The organism is Hungatella sp. SB206 (genome assembly GCF_051132295.1).
Taxonomy (GTDB): Bacteria; Bacillota; Clostridia; order Lachnospirales; family Lachnospiraceae; genus Hungatella; species Hungatella effluvii.
In genome coordinates this window covers 71,943-92,878 of record NZ_CP096603.1, presented here as the reverse complement: position 1 = coordinate 92,878, position 20,936 = coordinate 71,943, and the positions used below count along the sequence as shown (strand labels likewise).

Below are 20,936 nucleotides of genomic sequence, written 5' to 3'. Positions count from 1 at the left end.
CTTCTATCTGCTGCAATAGAAGTTCCGCACCGCGTCTTTCTCTTATTATATATTCGTTATCCCTTTACACTCTTATAAAGCGCTTCCGCCTCACTGATCGTAGCGGCTTTCCCCAGCCGTATAAAATCAGCCAGCTCATCCAGCTTCTCAGGCACCATGAATTCCGTTCCGATATAGGATTCATAATTATCCGTGATAAAGAGCGTCTGCTCCTTCACTTTCACCTCGGCTTCCTTGGCCTCATCCGAAGTACGGCGCAGATCAGCCTCCAGCCGTTCGATCTTCTCCCTGCTTCCACCGGCAATCTCATCGGAAATGATGGTCTTCGTCACCTTCTCAAATGTATTTAACGCCTCTTTCTTCTTGCTTGTGATATCCGCCAGGTCCTGCTCGATCTGAGCGATCTCATCGTCATACTTTTCCAGATCATACACAGCCTCGTCCCGGTCGCGCCGGATCGCGCTGGTAATGACGCGAATCTTCTTATCGTTCGTCCTCATTAAATCGCGGATTTTCCGTCCCTGCTTAAGCGTCTCCTGATGACGCACCTTTGTCTTATTATTAATCAGAATATAGAGTCCTCCGAAGACAACGACAACCACGAAATAGATCCCCGCCAGATAGTAGTTGGACTTCTGCGGAAGCAGCATGTAGATTCCCCACGGAACCGCAAGAAAGCAAATCAGAATCGTCACCAGTAAAATCAGAAATTCTGAGAATCCTCTGGTAAAATACAGGGAATAGTACCATGTGGATTTACAGAAACGCGGCACACGGTTCTGCTGGAACGCCGTCTTCATCTGCAGCTTCAGTTCCCGGTTGTCATCCCGCAGTTCCTTCGTCTCTTCCTCAATCCGTTCCTTTACGCCCTGGCTCTTCGCCTTCTCCCGTTTGCTCCGAACCCGTTTTAACCGGTCCTGTCCTTTTGCTATCTCCTTGTCGTAGGAACCGTTAATTTCTTCCATACGCTTCTTCACAGTCAGACTGATCGCATCCGTCACTGCCTTCTTTTCCGCCTCCAGTTCTTTCTCCAGACGCTTCTCATCCAGGCGTATTTTATCCAGTGAATTTTTGCTCGCAGACAGCTCCTGTACGGCTCTGCATGCCTCTGACAGGAATCCGACCTGGTCTGTTATCGGTTGTGCCATTCGTCGTCGTCCTCCTTCGGTTTTATCCGATTTTATTCCACAAAAAACGCTAACTTGATTCTATCATATTCTATTCATTTTTACAAATTTTTAATCTCAAGTTTTTTCCCTTGCACTGCTTCCCGCCAGGATGATATAATCAACTGCATACACTTTTTATAAAAACCACAGATATACGGGAGGAGGAAGATTCTATGTTTCGCATGTGGGGAAAGATTATAAAAGATACGAGACTCGTCCGGGATACCGTTATCTGCATCTCCGATTACTCGATGTCCAGAACCGCCATGGTATTCCAGGCTCTTGATGATATCTGCTATGAATTTGATTTGGGGAAGCCGATCTGGCTGGACGCCACCATTCACGAGTTTAAGGTTCATGACAAGGCGCGTTTTTATCAGGACAACTTTATCGAACACATTGATTTCGATTTTCTGGAAATCCAGGTCATCGAAGAATAAAGAGGGATTACGATGTTACGGAAAAGTAAATGGCTTTTGGTTCCGGCCGCCGCTCTGGCCGCCGCTTCCCTGATGGTCTCCGGCTGTTTCGGGAAAACCAGTGAACACGAACTGCAGGAAGCGGCAGACGCCATCAATGCCGCGATTGAACACGATCTGGCCCTGGACCGCTATGAATTTACGATCTCCAGAGGTGCACTTTTCGATGAGAAAAGCTATGACGTCCAGAAGACTACGTATATCTGCGTCTCCGTGGACGGCGGCCGTGACTACTATATTACCACCTCCTCCAGTGACAAGAGCTCCACTCTGACCGTAGAGCATGAGCTTCTTGGCGGCGATCACTATTACCGGATATTTGACAAAGAGAAAGACGAGTACCACATCCCCTCAGACGCCGGCAGTGATACGGGCAGTCATCCCGGACTGCTGGAGAAAGGCTGGGTTTACGACACCACCGGCAGCCCTTCCGGAAATGAAGACTATAAAAAGCGCCTGTGGATATACGGGCACCGCATCGCTCCGGAAGACTTCGCAGAAGCTTCCATCGATAAGGATGGCGGCTGGACCACGATTTCGCTTAGCCGCAGCCCTGAACAGCTTAAGGAATCTTCTCTTCCCTCTAAGGTCATGTACGACGAAGCGATGGACTGGTATCAGCGGGAACTGGCTAAAGATGACTTAAAGCAGTATGAAAGAAGTTCTCTGGAGGCAAAGCAGAAGGAACTGGAGGAGACCGGTGCCGGGGCCATCGACCGGAATTATACCGCTGAGACACTGAAAGCCGTCATCGATTCATCGGGACGCCTGCTGACGATCGAATACCGCCTCTCTTACGATTATGGACAGGAAATCGACGGCGAGACAGTCAAGACCATCACGCAGTACAGCAATGCAACTCTCGAACGCTCCAATGACGATTCCATCGTTCTTCCAGAATAAAATCATGACTAAAACAGCGCTGCACATTCTTCTCATAAGAATGTGCAGCGCTGTCTGCTTACTGCTGGGTTCCCAAAGCCGCAGGATCGATTTCCTGATAGCCTTCCAAATCCGGCGCAGTCAATGTAACCGCCTGGCCCGGATTATGATAAACGGCATTGGTATCCATCTCCACGCCAACTGTCTCTCCCTGAACCGTCATATCCATACTCATCTTGATATTCATGCTTGAGAAATAGCCGTCTTTATTCACAACCGCTTCCCCGCTGGCCGATTTGATCTTATAAGCAATATCTTCTGCTCCGGCAATCGCTCCGCTCATACTGCCCATGATATCCTGTACGTAAGAGTCCATCTTTTCCGCATCAGCCGTAAATGTAAGAACCTGGTTATCTCCGTCCTTCTTCGCCTTGATTTCTTTCATATAAGAAGATTCCATATTGGCGCCTTCCGTGCTCTGCTTTACCTGCTCCATAAGCTGGTTTAAATCCATGGCGTACTTGATCTTCTGTCCCATAGTCTCCATGTAGTAATAGCCGCCCTCATAGTACATCTTCATATCAATGTCCTGACCCGCCATCGTGGTCTTTCCGGCTGCCAGATACTTCATATCATCCGTATTCGCGCCTGTCATCTGAATATCCATGGTTGTCGATAAGTCGATGGTCTGATCCCCCTGAGTCATCGTCATGGCAGCCGTTGTCTCGATATCCATTTCCTGCAGTTCCGAAGTCTTCTTAGAAGCTTCATCATAAATCGTCCTGGCGTCTTTTCCGCCGCCGCAACCTGCCAGGGATAATACCATGGCCGCGCTCAAAAGAAGTGCAAAATATTTTTTCATAGTTTCCTCCTTATAATAAGAAATGTAATACAATACAGTATACTATATACATCTTACCAATACCAGAACTATATTCTTAAATAAAGCTGACAATAAGTGGAAGAAAGGGCATTCACCGGCATGGTCCCCCATAGGATTCTAACTTTTTATATATCTTGCTTCAATAATAATAAAAAGCTTTCCTTTCATGGCCAAATCGCCTATAATAGACAGTATCAATTAAAGAGGTAGTCCTATGAGTAACGAACGATTGAATTTTGATAAAAATCTTGAAACACTCCAAAAACTGAATTTCCATCTCCTGTACGCCTCTACCTCCAAATACGAAGGCGACTGGCAGAGTCTTCCCCATACCCATCATTTTACCGAGCTGTTCTATGTCATCAGCGGCCTGGGAAAATTCCTGGTGGAAGACCGGCTGATCACGGTTAAGGAAAATGATATGGTCATCGTCAATCCCAATGTGGAACACACGGAGAAGTCCATGGATTCCAAACCGTTAGAGTATATCGTATTCGGCGTTGAAGGCCTGACCTTCTCTTTCGGCACTCCGGATGTCCCGGAAAACTATGGTTACTATAACTATTCCGCCGAAAAAAAGAACCTGCTGAACTTTTCCCAGCTGATGCTTCGTGAGATCAAGGAAAAAAAGAACGGTTACGAACAGGTATGCCACGACCTTCTGGAAGTTATTCTCATCTACATTACGAGAAATGACCAGTTCGGCATCATCTCCACAGATGCCTCCCGCATGCCCAAGGAATGCGCCAGCGCCAAACGGTATCTGGATGCAAATTACGCACAGCCGATTACCCTGGATTCTCTGGCAGATGCCACCCATATCAACAAGTTTTACTTATCACACACCTTTTCCAAGTATCTGGGAATGTCGCCCATCACCTATCTGATCCAGCGCCGTCTCCAGATAAGCAAGGATCTGCTCACACAGACGGATTATTCAATTGCCGAAATCGCAGCCAGCACGGGATTTGCCTCGCAGTCGTATTTTTCTCAGATATTTAAGAAGTTTACGGGGATAAGTCCGAATCAGTACAGGAAGCAGAATGCAGTGCATCAATAGATGGAAACACAGCGCCGATTCGCCCGGTTGGTCACGGGCGAGCTGGCGCTGTATTCTGGTTTTGTCAGAAAAGCGGTAAGATACTTTTATGAATGACTGACATCCGGCTTTCCTGACAGATAGATGGAAAACATAATTGACATCATTTTGTTTTCTACGGTGTCTGTTCTCGAGGTCATGACTACAGGTGCTTTTGTTCCCATGATGACTGCGGCGGTGTCCATTTTTGCGAAGAAAATAAGCGTTTTAAAGACACAGTTTGCCACCTGTAAATTAGGAAACACCAGAATGTCCGCGTGTCCCGCTACGGGACTTGTAATATTTTTGTGACGAGCCGCCTCTTCTGATACGGCATTGTCCAACGCCAGAGGACCATCGACAATACAGTTTTTTATCTGGCCCCTGTCACACATTTTGCTCAGTATCGCGGCCTCCATTGTATCCGGGATTTTGGGATTTACCACTTCCAGGGCTGATATCAGTGCTACTCTGGGACAGTCATATCCCAGCCGGCGCATTAGTTCCACTGCATTTTCTATGATCGCCTTCTTGTCTTCCAGGCCAGGCTCTATAGCCATGGCGCAGTCTGTCATTAACTGAATTCCATCCCCATCGAGTTTATCGTATACTGTAATTTGTGACAGCAGCTTTCCGGTGTTCAATCCATTTTCCTTATCCAGTACAGCTTTTAAAAATACTGATGTATGAAGGTTCCCTTTCATAATAAGGTCACACTCACCGGATCTCGCCAGGCTCACAACGGTTCTGGCCGCCTCACCGTGATCCTGACAGTTTACTACTATTGCTGTGTCTTCTGAAATGCCGTTTTCCTCCAGAAGCTCTGTGATTTTGCCGCCGTCTCCTACCAATACAAACCGGGCAATGCGGCGTTTTCCCATCTCTTTTACAAGTTCCATGATATCCTGATCTTCAGCCGCGGCTACTCCGATCACTTTCGGATTTTCTCTGTCTAAATACTGTTCAATCTCTCTGATCCGTTTTATCATCATCTGCCTCCCGATCTGTATATGGATATACCTTTTTCGCTTCCCTGCCGGTTAAGTACCGGAGACAACCATCTCCCAGCGCCTCCATCTCATTTTCGCCCGGATAAAGATAGACCGGTGCAATAAACCCAATTCTTTCTTTTATCAGTCCGGTAAAACACTCTGAAAATGCCAGACTGCCGGTAAATGCAATAGCCTCCACTCGGCCGCACAGAACCGCGGCCGCTCCTCCGATCGCTTTTGCTACCTGATACGCCATGGCCCTGTAGACGGCTTCAGCCAGCTCATCCCCCTCTTTGATTCGCTGTTCCACCTCTAAGCAATCCGCGGTTCCCAAGTAACTGACGAGACCGCCGCGCCCGTTGATCTGACGCAGCATCTCCTGACAGGTGTACTGTCCGGAATAGCAAAGCCGGATCAGAGCCCCTACCGGCAAATCGCCAGATCTTTCCGGTGAGAATGGGCCATCGCCATCCAGGGCATTGTTGACATCGATCACGCGGCCTTTTTTATGAGCACCTACCGATATGCCTCCGCCCAGATGAACGACAATCATATCCGTATCTTCATAGGCTTTCCCCATTTTCGCACAGATCTTCCGCGCTGTCGCCTTTTGGTTCAGCGCATGGAAGCTGGATATCCGCTGAATGGCAGCGCTGCCAGAAAACCTGGCTTCACTGCACAGTTCATCCGTCATGGGCGGATCCACAACCAGGGCCGGAATTCCCAATTCTTTTCCCATATCATAGGCAATCTGATTGCAGACCGAACATGGATGAGAGCCATAGAGACCACTTTTCATATCCCCGAGCATCTGTTCTCCGATCTCATAGATCCCCCCTTCCACGGCCCGCATATTACCTCCACGCGTCACCAGGGCATCCAGAGAATCCAATTTGATATCGGCTTCCTCAAGCACTTTTAAAACAGCCTGTTTTCTGTAATCATACTGATCCCAGATGGTCTGATACTGCTCCAGCTCTTTAGTCGTATGCTTAACGGATACCGACAAAAGTACTTCATGATTCTCACGTACGGCAATCTTAGTAGAGGTAGAGCCCCCATTTGTAATAAGAATGCGATAATCCTTCTCCATCTCTCCTCCTCCATTCAGCCTTCTGACGCAAGGAGCTCTCTGTATCTGGCAGCCGTCTCTTTCTGTAAAACTTCCATATCCCCCTCTGTCATCTTCTTAAAACGCCCCTGGAGTGATAAGTAATCCCGGATTGGCCTTAATTCCTTTACCTTTCTGTTCACTGTGATCCGGCCATTTTCGTATTCATACAGAACCCAGGCCCCGGTTTCGATCGCCGTTCGGCATACCTCGATGGATTTTGCAGGCGGGTATGCCCAGCCGGTGGGGCATGGCGTATGTACATGCAGTAACGCCGGGCCATCCACATCTTTGGCCTTCTTTACTTTTTTCATCAGGTCCGGCAGATTTGCAGCGGAACATGCAGCTGCATACGGAATGTGGTGGGCAATCGCAATCTTCAGCAAATCTTTCTTATATGTGGGTTTACCTGCAGGAGTCGTAGTCGTATTAGCACCGTATGGCGTGGCGCTGGACCCCTGTATCCCCGTGTTCATATAGGCTTCATTATCATAGCAGACGTAGAGCACCCGGTCGCCGCGCTCCATGATTCCCGACAGCGACTGAAGACCAATATCTGCGGTAGCGCCGTCTCCGGCAAAGGCCAGTACCGTCGTATGAGTATTTCCCTGCGCGTCGAGTCCGGCCCGCACCCCTGCGGCCGACGCAGCTGTATTTTCCAGGTTGCATTGGTAACCGGCGATTTTCATATTTGTTACATTGTCAATACCGCTGAAAAGCGCTGCACAGCCCGGCGGAATAATGACGACCGTGTCCTCTCCTAAAGTCTGGACAACATTCCGGAAAACAAGCTCTAAGCCGCAGCCGGCACATGCATTTACTCCATGGGATACAAGGCCCTTCGCTTCTGTTTCGATCTTATACATATCTGAGCACCTCCCTGATATCCATTGGATTCTCCTTTATATCAATCCACACCGGAATATTTGAAGCGGCTTCTGCATGCAGAATATCGTCATACATACGCTGTATTGTTGCCGGATTTACATCTCTGCCGCCCAGCCCGCCTATGTAATCCTTCACTATACAGCCTTCGCCCACGGCGCCCACCGTCTCCTGGAAGAGAGGTCCGCCCATGGCGCCCAGACCGGCGCTTCTGTCAAACACGGCAATCCGTTTCGCATTCTGTGTCAGTATCTTCATCTGCTTTGCCGGGAATGGCCGGAAACACGTTACCTTTACCGCCCCGACTTTCTCACCTTTTTCCCGCTGTCCATTGACAAAGTACTTCATAGTTCCCATCATGGAACCCATACCTACCAGAATTGTTTCGGCGTCCTCTGTCCGATATCCCTCCAGCATCTGAAGCTTTCGTCCAAATCTGGCTTCAAACTCTTCCGCCGTCTTTCCGAATACTTCTTCCGCAGCCTCAAATCCCTTCATCATCTGATACTTCATCTCCGTAAACTCTTCCAGAGAGATAAGATCATTGATAAATACCGGATCGGCTGGATCCAGCCAGAAATTCTTTTTCTGGTACGGTCCGATAAATTCTGTCACCTCTTCCTGCTCCGGAACCAGCACCTTCTGCATGGAATGAGACAGGAAAAAGCCATCAAAACATACCATCGCCGGAAGCAGAACCTTCTCGTGTTCCGCAATTCGGTATGCCATCAGCAGCAGATCATAAATCTCCTGCACATTTTCACAATAAAACTGAAGCCAGCCACTGTCTCGTTCCGCCATGCTGTCCTGGTGGTCGCACCAGAGACTCCATGGCGACGCCAGAGCCCTGTTCACCACCGGCATAACCATAGGAACACGCATACCGGATACCGCGTTGCAGATTTCATGCATGAGCGCGAGACCCACCGATGCTGTCGCTGTAGCCGCCCTGACTCCGGTGAGCTGGGCTCCCAGGGCGCAGCTTAAGGCAGAATGCTCCGATTCTACACGGATGTATTTTGCATCCAGCGTTCCCTGTGCAATCAAATCTGACAGCTTTTCCGCAATGGGGCTCTGAGGTGTGATCGGATATGCGGAAACTACTTTTACTCCGGCCATGCTTACAGCCTGTACCGCAGCCGCGTTGCCATCCAACATTTTATACTGAGCCATCTATCTCTCACCTCCCACGGGCACCATTTTAATACATGTTTTCGGGCATTCATTGGCACAGATTCCGCAGCCCTTACAGAAATCCCAGGCAAATACCACACATTCTTCCTGATCTGCCCGAATTGTTATGGCGTCAACAGGGCAATATCTCTGGCAGGTACCGCACTTAATGCAGGCCTCGTAATCCACCGTCGGATACTCCTGACGCCAGGAACCTGTATTCACCGCCCCAAATACGGTGGCAATCGGCCCTTCAGCTCTAAATCTTTCCAGTTTCATCGTAAGCCTCCTTTGCCGCATCCGCATTTGCACTGCCCGCCTTTGTTCCAAAGACAGATTTAACGGCCGCCATCACGGATTCTATTTTTACGATTCCGGTCCTCGCCAAAACACCCAGCATGGCGCTGTTGGGGATGTTTCTCTTTATATTCTTTACTGCAATACGCGTGGCATCCGCATAATAGACCTCTTTGAATCCGAACTTTTCCTTAAACTGTCCTGCGATACCCTCGTCTCCTGTGTTGAGTACCAGAACCGCATTTCCAGAAATACCTGCTCCAATATCTATTTCCCGCGTCAGAAAGCTCGCGTCAGAAACAAGGACAATCTCTGGTTCATAGACAAAACAGTTTAACAGAACCGGTTTGCTGTCTATCATAATGCTGGTATTGACTGGCGCTCCGCGCCGTTCATGTCCATAGGCCGGAACAGTTATCGCATACTCCTCTTCATAGATGGAAACCGCCTCAGACAGAGTCTTCGCTGCAGTCACAATTCCCTGGCCTCCCAGGCCAAAAAACTTGAGTTTAATCACGTATCCCCCTCCGTCCTATAATTTTTCTGCAAGCTCTAAAAGCAGACGTTCAGCCTTATGCGGGTTAAAGATACCACAGGCACAGGGCTTCGATAACTCATTCGCAGCATCCTTTGCAGTCCTTCTGCCAGCTTTTATATCTTCCACCATCTTTGTGACCAGGCCAGCCGATATCATGGCATGGCCGCACATGGTGGTGATCTCCAGAATCTGAGTCTCAGGAAGTTTATCCACATTCCCCCAGATTCCAAGGGAAATATCCACAGAATGACGGTTAATACCAGCCGCTTTTGCACAGCAGTCCACATCGTCCACCAGTCCTGAAACGACAACGGAATATCCGTAATCGGCCTCCTTTAGAGCCTTCATGACTTCAATCAGCTTGTCCCTGGTATCAAATACTCCGTGAACCATGGGAACCTCCGGCTTTAGGTTCGCCTTTATCTCCTCCAAAGTATGCGTTGCAAAGTTACCGCAGCCGATGGCCCCCATATTAACCGGATCAAATTGAGCCATAAGATCCAGGTATTTCTTAAATATCTCAACACTGTTCTGATTATTAATTCCGCGTGCCGGCATGATTAATACCACATAATCGTCCGTCTGCCCGGAGCGGGTCTTTACTCTGTGAAGCGTATGTGTCATAACGCGGCACCCCCTTCCTTAATCCTGTCTTCGTAGCGCGGCCTTCCCAGTCCGAGATTCGTCTTAGCCGATGCCGCATGAAGGTCCAGATTCAGTTCTTTTATAATATCCATGACCGGAAGGGAATCGTCCCTCTCATCTACGCGGCAGATAATACAGAGACTGAATACCGTATCAATGTGATGTGATGCCTCCTTAAGCGCCCGAAGCACCGAGTCTGCATTCTCCAGTCTGCAGGAAAACTCTACGATAGCGCTCATTACAATCTCATCCAGCACAGACGGTTCGATAATTCCCTTTTCCTTGTCTATAATCAGCGAAGTGACCGGATTATTAACCTCAAACTTTTCTGCATAAGGGGCTGCTGCCTGCAGGATTGTCTGCAGATCACGGAACGTCGATCCGACGCCCGGGCGTCCCAGCTCCACCGCAAAAGTAATCATATCAAGGCTATGTACTACGCCTGTCACATCGTTGGTCTTTACTTCCTCCGTCCCTCTTCCCGCATGTTTGAGGGCGGTATTCTCATGTTTTCCAAATGGATCCGAAAATGCCTTTCGGTACGCTCTGGGCGCTTCCAGATGAATGTTATAAATGGCATCCCGAGGACACCCGGTATTTTTAAGGCAGACACCACATTCCACACATGCGTCTAAATCGATAACCGCCTTCCTCATCTCAATCCGTATCGCATCTCTGGGACAGTATGGCACACACTTACCACATCCCACACATTTTTCCTGATTGATATACATGAATCAATTCCTCCTGTACTCTTTATTAATGAATAAAATTCAGCAGAATTCCTGCCAGCACCAGCACGACAGAACCTCCGATTCTGGACGAATAAGAGGAATATGGAAGCAGTTCCATGCGATCTGCCGCCGCCAGGGTAGCCAGATCACCGGTCTGGGCCATATTTGACATGCAAAGTCCCGCTGCAATGGCTGCCTCTACCTCATAGAGCCCCATAAAATGACCAACAAGTCCTGCACCAATGGCCGCGCCGATAACAATCACGAGGACCAGAACCAGATAGATGGGATTCGTCAGCGCTTCAATGGTTTTACCGATATCAATATTGGATATTCCAATTGGAATCAACGCCGCATAGAGCAGATTCTTTGTCCACGTTCTGGACCACTGGATCGTACCGACTTCAAGGTGCTTGGGAAGAAGGCCAAATGCCTTGACCAGGGTTAGAATGATAATTAAGTAAACGTATGTATGAAGCCCGCTGTAGACAAACTTGTTAACGATGAGAGCCGCCATATAAGCAATCATGGCGACGTAGAATCCTGCTCCCAGACCTTCATAGGTAATTGGCGCTCCGTTGATCTCTTTATCTTCTTCCTCCAGTTCTCTCGCCAGCTCCGGATCCGCAATTTTAAGAATCTGGCCGTTTCCCGTCAGTGTGGGCTTCTTTTTTCCTACACGGTTTAATATTCCCCCCAGAATGATTGAAGCCACATTACCAAGTACTACCGCCGGCATTAATACCGAAAGAATGGTTTCCGACTCTCCCCCAAAGTGGCCGGAATATATCTGTGAAAGCGGCAGTGCGCCAGCTCCCACACCTCCGCCCATGATCGGTATTGCCAGATTAAACAAAGCGTTCTTTCCACCGTAACCGGTGACTGCTCCCACCAGAAATGCCAGAAAACACGACATCAAAAGACCGCCTAAAATGGCCGGTAAAAACTTTAATGTGGACTTGATAATAATTTTTCTCGACAGGGATAGGATCGCCCCCGCGATCATGATGGAAATGAAGAATGCAAAGAAATTAATGTTATCCATGAAGTTCTTCATAATATCCTTAAGCCCTGCGGGAAGAATCCCGAAATACATCAGTAAAGCCGGTCCAAATACGCACAGGATTGGGCCCCCACCCATCCAGTCGTGGATAAACTTTACTCTGTCCCCAATTTCGCCAAAAACGATACCGAGAACAAACATCAATGCGAAACACCCCATAAGATCGCCGGGCAGCTTTTCCGTCAGCGTTAATGGAATTACGGTTACAAGGCCGATTACAAACGCCAGCCACCCTAAATTTTTCAATTTCATACGAACCTTCCTTTCTCCTTTTAACTTCTGGTAAACTTCCCCCACTGATAATCTGCCGGATCATAATTCCTATCCGGAAATACATATGTTTATTTTCTTTTTTCCGATCGCCTCCTCGCCATAGTTCTCTATACGAATTTTAAGTTCTTCATACGAACTTTACATCCTTATATTATTCCTTCTCTATTGTTTTGTCAATACTAGATTTATTATATTATTTTCTATCAATTAAACCGTTTGGAAAAATATACCAGTCTAATTCAAATATGTTCCAGACTGTTGGAAGAACCATAAGAGTATTTTGACAAAGAAAAATGCAATTAGCAAAATCTCCTGGTATCGCGCCGCGTAAGAAGGTTGCAACTCGGACTGCATTTTGTTATAACTATAGTAGCGACTTGGGAAAGGATAATAATTGTGGAATATACAACAAACGAACAGAATGAAAAATACATGCTGCAGTCCGTGACAAACGCACTGCGGATCATTGAACTTTTGGGAGAATATAATTTTTTGACGCTGACAGAAATAGCAGAGAAACTGGAGTTGGGAAAAAGTTCGGTATTTCGCCTTGTGGCGACCCTGGAAGCCAGAGGTTTTGTAAAAAAGGATAAGTATGGCCGGTGCCGCCTTGGAATGAAATTCTCATATTTCGGCTCCGTTGTATTGGCCCGCATGGAGATACTGCAGGCTTCCCGCCCGCATTTGGAAGAGCTTCAGAGAAATGTCCGCGAGACCGTGCATCTCGCCATATGGGATGACGACTGGAATATCCGTTTTATTGATAAGATTGACGGAGCGATCGCGTTTCACATGCAGTCATTTGTAGGCCTGCCAAAAACCTGCTACTCCACTGCGACCGGAAAATCCATGCTCGCGTTTATGGGGGACGAATTTATCCGGGACTTTTTAGACCACGTCCCCCTTGCCCCTATGACTCCGCATACCATCACAGAGCCTTCAAAACTTATGGAATCATTAGATGAGATTCGCCGAAGCGGCTACTGTTTAAGTGTTGAGGAAGATGAACTGGGGCTTACCTGTATCGGAGCGCCGGTTATTGACACCAGCCAAAAACCAATTGCCGCCATCAGCATCTCCGGCCCCACCGTGCGTATGACGGAACATCTTTCAGAGTATCCAAAGAAAGTGATGGATACAGCAAGACTGATCTCAGAAAACCTAAGCTAAATCAAAAGGCCCATGGCTGCAATCCTCATCCGATTACAGCCATGGGCCTTTTACTTCAAGATTTATCTATGTTCTTCATCTGCTTCTTCATCTCATACATATTATGATCCGCGCGGGACAACAGATCACCGAATGTCTCCGCACTGTCCGGAGCGGGTATCGCATATCCCCAGGCGATTCCCGCTTCAAACCCATTATCTTTTCCATACGCCTCCACCTGGCCGGCTGACAGGCGGCAGCATTCCTCAATCGAGTTCTCAGGCACTCCCTCAAGCACTGCTGCAAATTCATCACCGCCGATGCGGTAGATCCACGCCTCCTTTAAGGCTCCGGAGATCGCTCTGGCAGAAAAGCGTATGTACTTATCGCCCGTCTCGTGTCCAAACTGGTCATTTACCCTCTTGAGGCAGTTCAAATCGAACATCAGGACCGCCAGCGGCTTTCCGAGCCGCAGCATTCCATCCCATTTCTGATGCCGGCGCTCGAAGGCTTTTCTGTTCAGCACCCGGGTGAGGCCGTCCAGATCATTTTCCGCTCTGAGTGACTGCGTTTTGAGCGTCTCCTCTGTCACATCTTCCACGACTCCGCTCTTCTTCCCGTCATCCTCACGAAAGGTCAGACGGATCCAGCGTTTTCCCTCCGGCCGTTCCAGACAGAATACATTTTCATCCTCTGTCGGCTTCTCGCAGATCTTCTTTAAGAACGCCTGAAATTCATCCTGGCTCCTGCAAAAAGCCCGTTCCTGCTCTTTCGATAATCCCAGCAGCCGGGGAACCTGGTTCGTCATGTAGACCTTATTCCCTTTAGAGCCCATCTCATAGACTCCCACCGGAACCTCCGAGAGCTCCAGAAGCCTGGAATAGCGGGTGAACCACCGGCTGATCAGCACCGCAATCCCTGCGCCTGCACAGAGTGAAATGAGAAATGTGTAGACCAGAATCTCCTGGATTCGGTGCGGATACCGCAGCAGTGCATCTTCATCCATCAGACCAATCAGATACCACTCTTCTCCCGAAAAAGGAGTATTGTTATAATACATGCCCATCTGTTTCAGACACGCATAGATTATCTCATTTCCATTGTGGTTTTCCAATTGGAAAATACCGTTCTCTGCATCTTTTGCCTTAAGTTCCATAGGACTGGCGCCATGCAGAATCCGTTTCTGGAGAGCTCCGTGGGTGACGAGCGGGCGGATCTCTCCGGTCTCTCCGGTCTGTATTCCGACCACATAGCCGTAGGAGTCCACGGCCATCAAATCGGATGGCGGCAGATATTTATACAGGTAGTTCAGCGAGATCTCAACACCGAATACACCGACTGCCCTTCCCCGCTGGTCCACCAGAGGAATCGAATACGTTACCACCTCTTCCCCTCCGTCATAGAGCCGGAAAGACGGACACCAATAGCCCAGCAGTTTTTCATCGCCTGCCAGCCCTATACTGCCGAATGGTTTTTCATAAAACGCACGATTCGCATCCGTCAGCTCCAGCTGGTACCTCCATGCGGCATCTGTCACCACCTGCGTCTCCTGTGCCACGTCCCAGGGGCCGGCCAGAAGATAGGTATTGGAATTGCGCTCATCGACCCGGTTCGGATTGGCATTCCTGAAATAAAGCGCCGGGTAGCTGCCGTTTTCATCGTCTCCCCTGTCTAATATCAAAAATGCACCCGTAGTTTTCGTGTAGTACAGCGCATTCAGCACAGTCGGGGCGGCCGCCTTAAGCAGTTCTTCCTTTTCCAGCAGTTCCCCGTTCTCATCTCTCTCTGCTTCCGCGAAATACCGGCTCAGCTCATCGGTATAGAGTTCAAAATTCGTCCAGACATTCTTCATCTCCCCTTCGATTGTCACCGCACGGTTCTTCACTTTCTCTGAAAAAATCTGGTACGCATTCTCCCGGGACTGCCCGATCACACCGCCCAGACTCAGAAGGGCCGTCATCAACAGACTCTGAATCACAACCGACACCACAAACGTAAGTGCCAGTTTAAAGGCGATCGAATCACTTCTCACCTTTTTATTCATTTACCTCTCCAACCATTTCTCTCATTAAATCCTGATACCATTTATCAAAGTTCTCATCCTCCATAAAGCCGGAAATCACCGTCTGCCTGTCTTCGCCGTTCTCCACTCTGTTATGAAGCTCATTCATATCAAGCTCCACCTTCCGCTCCAGGGAACGGGAAAACCGTTCATTTGCTTCATACGAATTCTCAAACGGCCTTCTGACGTAAAACTTCCCTTCCTGCATCGCCTCAAGGGCCGCTGTCACGCTCTTTTTTACCGCATCCGTATTATCGCTCATCTGTATGAAATTTTCCAGCGCTTCGATAGACAAAAGCGCCTCATTTTCCACCGGAATATATCCGATTGACGCAGTAAATTCAATGTTCCGCTCAGGATCCGTAAACCATTTCAAAAATTCCGCAGCGGCGTACTCGGAAGTCTCGCTGGAACGAAATATTCCCATGTCCGCTCCCCTCTGAGCCATATAGCCGCTCCCTCCCTCAAAGGTCGGATAGGGCCTCACCCCACATTCGATGGGATACTGGTTCTCCCCATCCACGATCACTTCTTTAGGAAAGTATCCGGCGCCGGCCGACGAACCGATGTAGGCCAGCAGACTGCCGCTCTTCAGCCCATCCTGATTATACACACTGCTCTTATACCAGCCGTTTATATGAGGGACGTAATAGGCATTCCACGCCTTCCTCGCGGTCTCCCTGGAATAGACAAATGAGTGATTTTCCCCATCAGCAGGAAATGGATCCGCTCCATCCTGAACCGCGGTCAGTACCGCAAAGTCGTTAAAGCTGTTCATTCCCAGTAATGGCTGCCCGCCTGACCATCTATAATATTCCTCTGCTGCCGAGACAAGCCCTTCCCATGTGTTAAGTACATCATCTGAAAGACCTGTAGCCGAGCGAAACTGCTTCCATCCCGTCTCGTTCACAAATAAAAGCTCTGTCGATTTCGCCACAGGTATCAGTTTATGGCGGCCATCTTTTCCCCAGACACCCTCGCTGAGAAACTCTGCGCGGTACCGCCCCAGCTCCTTGGCACTGTAATGCTCTTCCATTTCCACCAGGGGTGCCAGTTGATCCAGGCGGTATGCGCTGTCCGGATACGCCGTAAACACATTGGGAAGCGGGTCAGATCCAATAATCTCATTGGCGGAGTTAAACAAAGCGTCATCCAGTTCCCCACTCGAACCAAAGCCGTAGGCATCCACGACAATCCCCAGCTCCAGCCCTTTTGTCTCATTAAATTCTGTCACCTTTTCATCAAATTTCGTCTTTGCAAAAGCATTATATGCATGCCAGACCGTAATAACAGTCGGTTTTTTCGGATCCAGCATGCGCCTGCTTTCCCGGGCGCAGCCAGATACTGCGCAAACCAGCGACAGGGACAGCACCGCTATCTTCCATGTTCTTTTCCCTTTCATAGTGTCCGTCTCTCCATTTCTATTCACTTATGCCCGGAAACGCCAGCCAACCTCTGAGAATCTATTGATTCAGCAGGCTGCACCGGATTCATAGGGTTCGATGGTCTGCAGTTACCCTAACGGTTTTGATGTATGTTTATATTATATCATACACTTATTTATTGAACATATTAATTTTTTTGTATAATCTGTGAAAATTATGGATTGGAACATGTTACCCGCCTTAACGATCAAGCAAAATATCGCCAAAATGGATAAAAAAACAGCCCGCACCCCACAACTGCTCACCCAGTCATGGAATACGGGCCTTTTATTCTATTTTACAATCTCTTTAACAGCTCTTCTCTTTCTTTCTCATATCCAGGCTTACCCAGAAGCGCAAACATATTCTTCTTATAGCTCTCCACGCCTGGCTGGTTGAACGGATTGACACCCAGAATATAACCGCTGACACCGCATGCGTACTCGAAGAAATAGAATAACTGTCCTAAGCAGTATTCGTCCTGTTCCGGGATCTTTACCATCAGGTTCGGTACATCACCGTCTGTATGGGCTAAGATCGTGCCGTTCATGGCACTCTTGTTAACGAAATCCACATTTTTGCCTGCTAAGTAGTTCATGCCGTCCGTATCCACTTCTTCCTTCTGAAGCAGGATCTCGGCCGGGGATTCTTCGACATTCAGCACGGTCTCAAACATCACACGGGAGCCGTCCTGGATAAACTGGCCCATGGAATGTAAATCCGTGGTTAAATCCACAGCTGCCGGGAAAATACCTCTGCGGTCTTTTCCTTCGCTCTCACCAAATAACTGTTTCCACCACTCGGAAACGTAATGAAGGCTTGGCTCATAATTGGCCACAATCTCAACGGCCTTGCCTTTTCTATGTAAGATGTTGCGCACGGCTGCATACTGTAATGCGGAGTTGGACTCATATGGAGTCTCAAGAGCCGCCTTTCTTCCTGCTGCAGCACCTTCCATTAATTTATCGATATCAGCGCCTGATACTGCAATCGGAAGCAGACCGACCGCTGTCAGGACTGAGAAACGTCCACCTACGTCATCCGGCACGACAAAGGACTCATAACCCTCTTCCGTCGCCAGATTCTTAAGTGCACCCCTTGACTTGTCCGTCGTAGCGTAAATTCTCTTGTTCGCCTCTTCACGGCCATACTTTTCGATCAGCATCTCCTTGAAGACACGGAATGCAATCGCCGGTTCTGTCGTTGTACCGGACTTGGATATGATATTAACGGAGAAATCCTTTCCTTCCAGCACATCCTTTAAGTCATGGATGTATTTGCTGCTGATGCTGTTGCCTAAGAAATAAATCTCCGGAGTTTTGCGTTTTCCCTTCGGCAATACATTATAGAAACTGTGGGATAAGAACTCAATGGCCGCTCTGGCGCCTAAATAGGAACCGCCAATACCAACTACAAGAAGTACATCAGAATCGTTCTGAATCTTGGCCGCCGCTTTTTTTATTCTCTCAAATTCTTCCTTATCATAGTCTACCGGAAGATCAATCCAACCTAAAAAATCATTCCCTGCGCCGGACTTGTCCATCAGCACATCTCTTGCACACAACGTTGTGGCTTTCATATTTTCCATCTCTTCTGCTGAGACGAAGCCTGCTGCTCTGGAATAATCAAATACTACTTCTTTTCCCATTTCTATCATTCTCCTTTTCCTTTTGTTTCAGGTTATAGAATGCCTGTTCAGGAACAGTATATCATAAATCCCCTCCAATTGCGATACAATTTTCCTTTCTCTCCCAAATGTTCAAGTCAGATATTCATGCAGAATCTCCCCAATAAGCTTCAATTCATCGGGGTTCAAATCCTTCAGCCAGTCCTCCTGCTGTTTTACGGTTCTTCCCCGTTCGCGGCTTGCCGCTATCTGTTCCAGACTCTTCTTTAAATAGTCCACATCGCGGATGGATCCTTCCATTTCTGACGGCCCGCTGCCGCTCCGCGCCATTTCCGACGCCATATTTTGATTTCCGGTGATACCTGACATCTCGTCAGACGCCATTCCCATACCGTTTTCTGTCATAATATTTTCCTGTATAATACCGCCCTGCCTTCCATCTCTCTGTCTTCCGTCGGACCGGCCGCTGTTCTGTCTGCGAGCCTGCGATTCCGCCTTCAACTGATTTTTCATGCGCTCCGTCCTGTTTCTCTGCTTTCCCCGCACGTTTTCCTGTTTCTCCGGCTCTTCTGCCTGTCCTGGTGCAGTACCTGCTGCCACGGGATAGATCGACCGGATATTTTCACGGGTTTCCATATGAGGCCCCGATATCGCCTGTGTTTCATCTCGTTCCTGATCCAATCGGTAGATCAGTGTATTTTCCAGATAATTATCAAGCGCGGTGAACAGCTGTTGTTTCTTATCCCCGACGCCTGCTCCGTGGTCTACAAGGATCGTAAAGAGCCCTGCCAGGATTCCCATGGAGCCGTACAGCACTATGTAATAAGGATCGGTACGATACCAGTATGCGCCAAACGCCGCCGCACCTCCTGCGAGGAAACAAAGAAGCGTCATCTGATTGGAAAATGTGTTCCACCCGTTAAGCGTCATGCCCATAAATCTGAAATCATACATCTGCCTCTCTAAATAAGGCTTTATTTTCGGAATCCCCTGATTCATCTGATAGTTGTTTTCTGTCTTCTGCTTAAATGTGCGAAGATTCTTGTTCTTCGTCAGTGACATGTTGTCCGTTTCTTTAATTAATCTTTTGTAGAGGTTACGTGTCAGCCATCTGGTCACGACCCCAAGGCCGCATACGGCTGCAAGCACGTACAGCGCTTTGCCTGTCTGTAAAAATTCCAGCATAATAATAGCTCCCCTTTCTTCCCGGTTGTTCCGGTGATAGGATTATTATAACCACCGAAACTTCCTTTGGGAAGATGAGAGAGCCTAGAATCGTTCGTCAAATCCCGTCAGGATTCGATTCTCAACTTAACATGAATACCTTTCTGCAATGGCTAAAATCAGGTTTACGGAATGGCGCACCGCCTTTACCTCAAACTCGCTGTAGTCCATGGTTGCGCTGTTATCAGCCTTATCTGAGATCGCCCTGATAATCAAAAATGGGACGTGGTTTAAGTATGCCGCCTGAGCGATCGCCGCACCCTCCATTTCCGTACAGCAGCCTCCAAAATTTTCCGCAATCCAGTCTTTTTTAACCCGATCGGAAATAAACTGATCCCCGGAAACGATCCTTCCGGTAAAAACTCCAATGTCAGGATTCACTTCCTTACAGCACTCCAGAGCCAGATTCCGAAGCGTTTCATCGGCCGGAAACGAGAATTCTTCCATCTGCGGAATCTGCCCCACCGGGTATCCAAACCCCGTCGCATCCATATCATGCTGCGCCGTATCGGTGGAAAGCACCACGTCTCCGATCTCGATCTCATTTCTCAAAGAACCGGCGATTCCCGTGTTGATGACCGCGTCCACTCCGTAATGATCCACCAGAATCTGTGTGCACACCGCCGCGTTCACCTTGCCGATACCGGAACGGACCACCACTGCCTCTTTTCCTCTCAGCGTTCCTTTATAATCCATGCCGGCCATGGTCTTTACTTCCACTTCCTGCATTACCTCTTTTACTTCCGCCACTTCCACATCCATGGCTCCGATAATTCCTAACATACAGCGCCTCCTTTTCGGGTTCCCTTCCGGGTTAATTTGCATATATTGATTATTATAACTGTTTTCGTCCTGTTTGCAAGAGGGTTTCAGTAACCGCTGCTATTGACAATTCCTTCCCTTGTTCGGTATAATTGTAAAAATGCAGGGTCAAAAATAAGGCAGAAAACAAATAAAGCATAGAAGAAATATGGAGGAATGATTCATGATTTATAAAACACACGGCGTATGTTCACAGGAAATTAATTTTGACGTACAGGACAACAAACTCACCAATGTCCGCTTCATCGGCGGATGTTCCGGTAATACACAGGGCCTTGGCCGTCTGATCGAGGGGATGGACGTAGACGAAGCGATCAAACGTCTCGACGGAATCCACTGCGGTCCCAGACCTACCTCCTGCCCGGACCAGCTGGCAAAAGCACTGAAGCAATATAAGGAATCCCTTTCCTGATGCGAATCCGGATC

Annotated in this window: 21 protein-coding genes; 5 read left to right on the top strand and 16 right to left on the bottom strand. The window is 48.4% G+C overall.

Annotation, left to right across the window (positions count from 1 at the left end; genetic code table 11):
- Nucleotides 1-56: 56 nt before the first annotated feature.
- Entirely contained in the window at nucleotides 57-1,148 is a 1,092-nt protein-coding gene (locus M1L66_RS00460) for a hypothetical protein (protein WP_187023499.1), read from the bottom strand.
- Between the two features lie 194 nt (nucleotides 1,149-1,342).
- Between M1L66_RS00460 and M1L66_RS00455 the strand changes: the two genes are divergently transcribed.
- Nucleotides 1,343-1,609, top strand: coding sequence for a hypothetical protein (locus tag M1L66_RS00455; protein ID WP_002605495.1), 267 nt, complete (start codon nucleotides 1,343-1,345; stop codon nucleotides 1,607-1,609).
- Nucleotides 1,610-1,621: 12 nt separating this feature from the next.
- On the top strand, nucleotides 1,622-2,551 hold the full coding sequence (locus M1L66_RS00450; protein ID WP_434690159.1) for a hypothetical protein: 930 nt from the start codon (nucleotides 1,622-1,624) through the stop codon (nucleotides 2,549-2,551).
- A 58-nt stretch (nucleotides 2,552-2,609) separates the two neighbouring features.
- On the opposite strand, the gene M1L66_RS00445 is transcribed toward M1L66_RS00450, so the two are convergent.
- Entirely contained in the window at nucleotides 2,610-3,392 is a 783-nt protein-coding gene (locus tag M1L66_RS00445) for a DUF6612 family protein (RefSeq protein ID WP_187023497.1), read from the bottom strand.
- Between the two features lie 235 nt (nucleotides 3,393-3,627).
- Here M1L66_RS00445 and M1L66_RS00440 point away from each other — a divergent pair, with 235 nt between their 5' ends.
- Complete coding sequence (locus tag M1L66_RS00440; protein WP_187023496.1) at nucleotides 3,628-4,473, top strand: AraC family transcriptional regulator; 846 nt, start codon at nucleotides 3,628-3,630, stop codon at nucleotides 4,471-4,473.
- Nucleotides 4,474-4,559: 86 nt separating this feature from the next.
- Here the strand turns inward: M1L66_RS00440 and M1L66_RS00435 are convergent, their stop codons facing one another.
- From M1L66_RS00435 to M1L66_RS00395, 9 genes are read right to left on the bottom strand one after another with little or no spacing between them, the layout of a single operon-like run.
- Nucleotides 4,560-5,483, bottom strand: coding sequence for a bifunctional enoyl-CoA hydratase/phosphate acetyltransferase (locus M1L66_RS00435; RefSeq protein WP_243270403.1), 924 nt, complete (start codon nucleotides 5,481-5,483; stop codon nucleotides 4,560-4,562).
- Nucleotides 5,455-6,576 (bottom strand): butyrate kinase, encoded by a 1,122-nt coding sequence (gene buk, locus M1L66_RS00430; RefSeq protein ID WP_187023495.1) that lies wholly within the window; start codon nucleotides 6,574-6,576, stop codon nucleotides 5,455-5,457. The genes M1L66_RS00435 and buk overlap by 29 nt, the downstream gene beginning before the upstream one ends.
- Nucleotides 6,577-6,590: 14 nt before the next feature.
- On the bottom strand, nucleotides 6,591-7,460 hold the full coding sequence (locus tag M1L66_RS00425) for a thiamine pyrophosphate-dependent enzyme (RefSeq protein WP_434690155.1): 870 nt from the start codon (nucleotides 7,458-7,460) through the stop codon (nucleotides 6,591-6,593).
- Nucleotides 7,453-8,652, bottom strand: a complete 1,200-nt coding sequence (porA, locus tag M1L66_RS00420; protein WP_187023493.1) for a pyruvate ferredoxin oxidoreductase — start codon at nucleotides 8,650-8,652, stop codon at nucleotides 7,453-7,455. Before porA ends, M1L66_RS00425 begins: the two co-directional genes overlap by 8 nt.
- Nucleotides 8,653-8,931, bottom strand: a complete 279-nt coding sequence (locus M1L66_RS00415) for a 4Fe-4S binding protein (protein WP_055658384.1) — start codon at nucleotides 8,929-8,931, stop codon at nucleotides 8,653-8,655.
- Nucleotides 8,912-9,466 carry a 2-oxoacid:acceptor oxidoreductase family protein gene (locus tag M1L66_RS00410; protein WP_187023492.1) on the bottom strand — a complete coding sequence of 185 codons (555 nt, stop codon included), beginning with the start codon at nucleotides 9,464-9,466 and terminating at the stop codon, nucleotides 8,912-8,914. The genes M1L66_RS00415 and M1L66_RS00410 overlap by 20 nt, the downstream gene beginning before the upstream one ends.
- 15 nt (nucleotides 9,467-9,481) lie before the next feature.
- Entirely contained in the window at nucleotides 9,482-10,111 is a 630-nt protein-coding gene (locus M1L66_RS00405) for a hypothetical protein (RefSeq protein ID WP_187023491.1), read from the bottom strand.
- Entirely contained in the window at nucleotides 10,108-10,866 is a 759-nt protein-coding gene (locus tag M1L66_RS00400; protein WP_187023490.1) for a DUF362 domain-containing protein, read from the bottom strand. Before M1L66_RS00400 ends, M1L66_RS00405 begins: the two co-directional genes overlap by 4 nt.
- A 25-nt stretch (nucleotides 10,867-10,891) precedes the next feature.
- Complete coding sequence (locus M1L66_RS00395; RefSeq protein ID WP_187023489.1) at nucleotides 10,892-12,181, bottom strand: 2-hydroxycarboxylate transporter family protein; 1,290 nt, start codon at nucleotides 12,179-12,181, stop codon at nucleotides 10,892-10,894.
- Between the two features lie 417 nt (nucleotides 12,182-12,598).
- On the opposite strand from M1L66_RS00395, the gene M1L66_RS00390 reads away from it, so the two are divergent.
- Complete coding sequence (locus tag M1L66_RS00390; protein ID WP_187023488.1) at nucleotides 12,599-13,372, top strand: IclR family transcriptional regulator; 774 nt, start codon at nucleotides 12,599-12,601, stop codon at nucleotides 13,370-13,372.
- A 55-nt stretch (nucleotides 13,373-13,427) separates the two neighbouring features.
- Here M1L66_RS00390 and M1L66_RS00385 read toward each other — a convergent pair whose 3' ends face one another.
- From M1L66_RS00385 to M1L66_RS00365, 5 genes are all read right to left on the bottom strand, one after another.
- Nucleotides 13,428-15,395: a diguanylate cyclase domain-containing protein gene (locus M1L66_RS00385; protein ID WP_434690150.1), complete on the bottom strand. Its 1,968-nt coding sequence runs from the start codon at nucleotides 15,393-15,395 to the stop codon at nucleotides 13,428-13,430.
- Complete coding sequence (locus tag M1L66_RS00380) at nucleotides 15,388-16,815, bottom strand: ABC transporter substrate-binding protein (RefSeq protein WP_434690147.1); 1,428 nt, start codon at nucleotides 16,813-16,815, stop codon at nucleotides 15,388-15,390. Before M1L66_RS00380 ends, M1L66_RS00385 begins: the two co-directional genes overlap by 8 nt.
- Nucleotides 16,816-17,135: 320 nt before the next feature.
- Nucleotides 17,136-18,485, bottom strand: coding sequence for a glucose-6-phosphate isomerase (locus tag M1L66_RS00375; protein ID WP_434690145.1), 1,350 nt, complete (start codon nucleotides 18,483-18,485; stop codon nucleotides 17,136-17,138).
- A gap of 111 nt (nucleotides 18,486-18,596) precedes the next feature.
- A complete protein-coding gene (locus M1L66_RS00370) occupies nucleotides 18,597-19,649 on the bottom strand; it encodes a hypothetical protein (RefSeq protein ID WP_187023484.1) in 1,053 nt (350 codons plus the stop codon).
- A 126-nt stretch (nucleotides 19,650-19,775) separates the two neighbouring features.
- A complete protein-coding gene (locus M1L66_RS00365) occupies nucleotides 19,776-20,471 on the bottom strand; it encodes a 5'-methylthioadenosine/adenosylhomocysteine nucleosidase (RefSeq protein WP_434690142.1) in 696 nt (231 codons plus the stop codon).
- A 202-nt stretch (nucleotides 20,472-20,673) separates the two neighbouring features.
- Here M1L66_RS00365 and M1L66_RS00360 point away from each other — a divergent pair, with 202 nt between their 5' ends.
- Nucleotides 20,674-20,922 carry a TIGR03905 family TSCPD domain-containing protein gene (locus M1L66_RS00360; RefSeq protein WP_002605485.1) on the top strand — a complete coding sequence of 83 codons (249 nt, stop codon included), beginning with the start codon at nucleotides 20,674-20,676 and terminating at the stop codon, nucleotides 20,920-20,922.
- The last annotated feature ends 14 nt before the right edge of the window (nucleotides 20,923-20,936 follow it).

Bases quoted from the DNA above. Each gene is read 5' to 3' on its own strand.
- M1L66_RS00460 (WP_187023499.1), bottom strand. From the start codon at position 1,148: ATGGCACAACCGATAACAGACCAGGTCGGATTCCTGTCAGAGGCATGC.
- M1L66_RS00455 (WP_002605495.1), top strand. From the start codon at position 1,343: ATGTTTCGCATGTGGGGAAAGATTATAAAAGATACGAGACTCGTCCGG.
- M1L66_RS00450 (WP_434690159.1), top strand. From the start codon at position 1,622: ATGTTACGGAAAAGTAAATGGCTTTTGGTTCCGGCCGCCGCTCTGGCC.
- M1L66_RS00445 (WP_187023497.1), bottom strand. From the start codon at position 3,392: ATGAAAAAATATTTTGCACTTCTTTTGAGCGCGGCCATGGTATTATCC.
- M1L66_RS00440 (WP_187023496.1), top strand. From the start codon at position 3,628: ATGAGTAACGAACGATTGAATTTTGATAAAAATCTTGAAACACTCCAA.
- M1L66_RS00435 (WP_243270403.1), bottom strand. From the start codon at position 5,483: ATGATGATAAAACGGATCAGAGAGATTGAACAGTATTTAGACAGAGAA.
- buk (WP_187023495.1), bottom strand. From the start codon at position 6,576: ATGGAGAAGGATTATCGCATTCTTATTACAAATGGGGGCTCTACCTCT.
- M1L66_RS00425 (WP_434690155.1), bottom strand. From the start codon at position 7,460: ATGTATAAGATCGAAACAGAAGCGAAGGGCCTTGTATCCCATGGAGTA.
- porA (WP_187023493.1), bottom strand. From the start codon at position 8,652: ATGGCTCAGTATAAAATGTTGGATGGCAACGCGGCTGCGGTACAGGCT.
- M1L66_RS00415 (WP_055658384.1), bottom strand. From the start codon at position 8,931: ATGAAACTGGAAAGATTTAGAGCTGAAGGGCCGATTGCCACCGTATTT.
- M1L66_RS00405 (WP_187023491.1), bottom strand. From the start codon at position 10,111: ATGACACATACGCTTCACAGAGTAAAGACCCGCTCCGGGCAGACGGAC.
- M1L66_RS00400 (WP_187023490.1), bottom strand. From the start codon at position 10,866: ATGTATATCAATCAGGAAAAATGTGTGGGATGTGGTAAGTGTGTGCCA.
- M1L66_RS00395 (WP_187023489.1), bottom strand. From the start codon at position 12,181: ATGAAATTGAAAAATTTAGGGTGGCTGGCGTTTGTAATCGGCCTTGTA.
- M1L66_RS00385 (WP_434690150.1), bottom strand. From the start codon at position 15,395: ATGAATAAAAAGGTGAGAAGTGATTCGATCGCCTTTAAACTGGCACTT.
- M1L66_RS00380 (WP_434690147.1), bottom strand. From the start codon at position 16,815: ATGAAAGGGAAAAGAACATGGAAGATAGCGGTGCTGTCCCTGTCGCTG.
- M1L66_RS00375 (WP_434690145.1), bottom strand. From the start codon at position 18,485: ATGGGAAAAGAAGTAGTATTTGATTATTCCAGAGCAGCAGGCTTCGTC.
- M1L66_RS00370 (WP_187023484.1), bottom strand. From the start codon at position 19,649: ATGCTGGAATTTTTACAGACAGGCAAAGCGCTGTACGTGCTTGCAGCC.
- M1L66_RS00365 (WP_434690142.1), bottom strand. From the start codon at position 20,471: ATGTTAGGAATTATCGGAGCCATGGATGTGGAAGTGGCGGAAGTAAAA.
- M1L66_RS00360 (WP_002605485.1), top strand. From the start codon at position 20,674: ATGATTTATAAAACACACGGCGTATGTTCACAGGAAATTAATTTTGAC.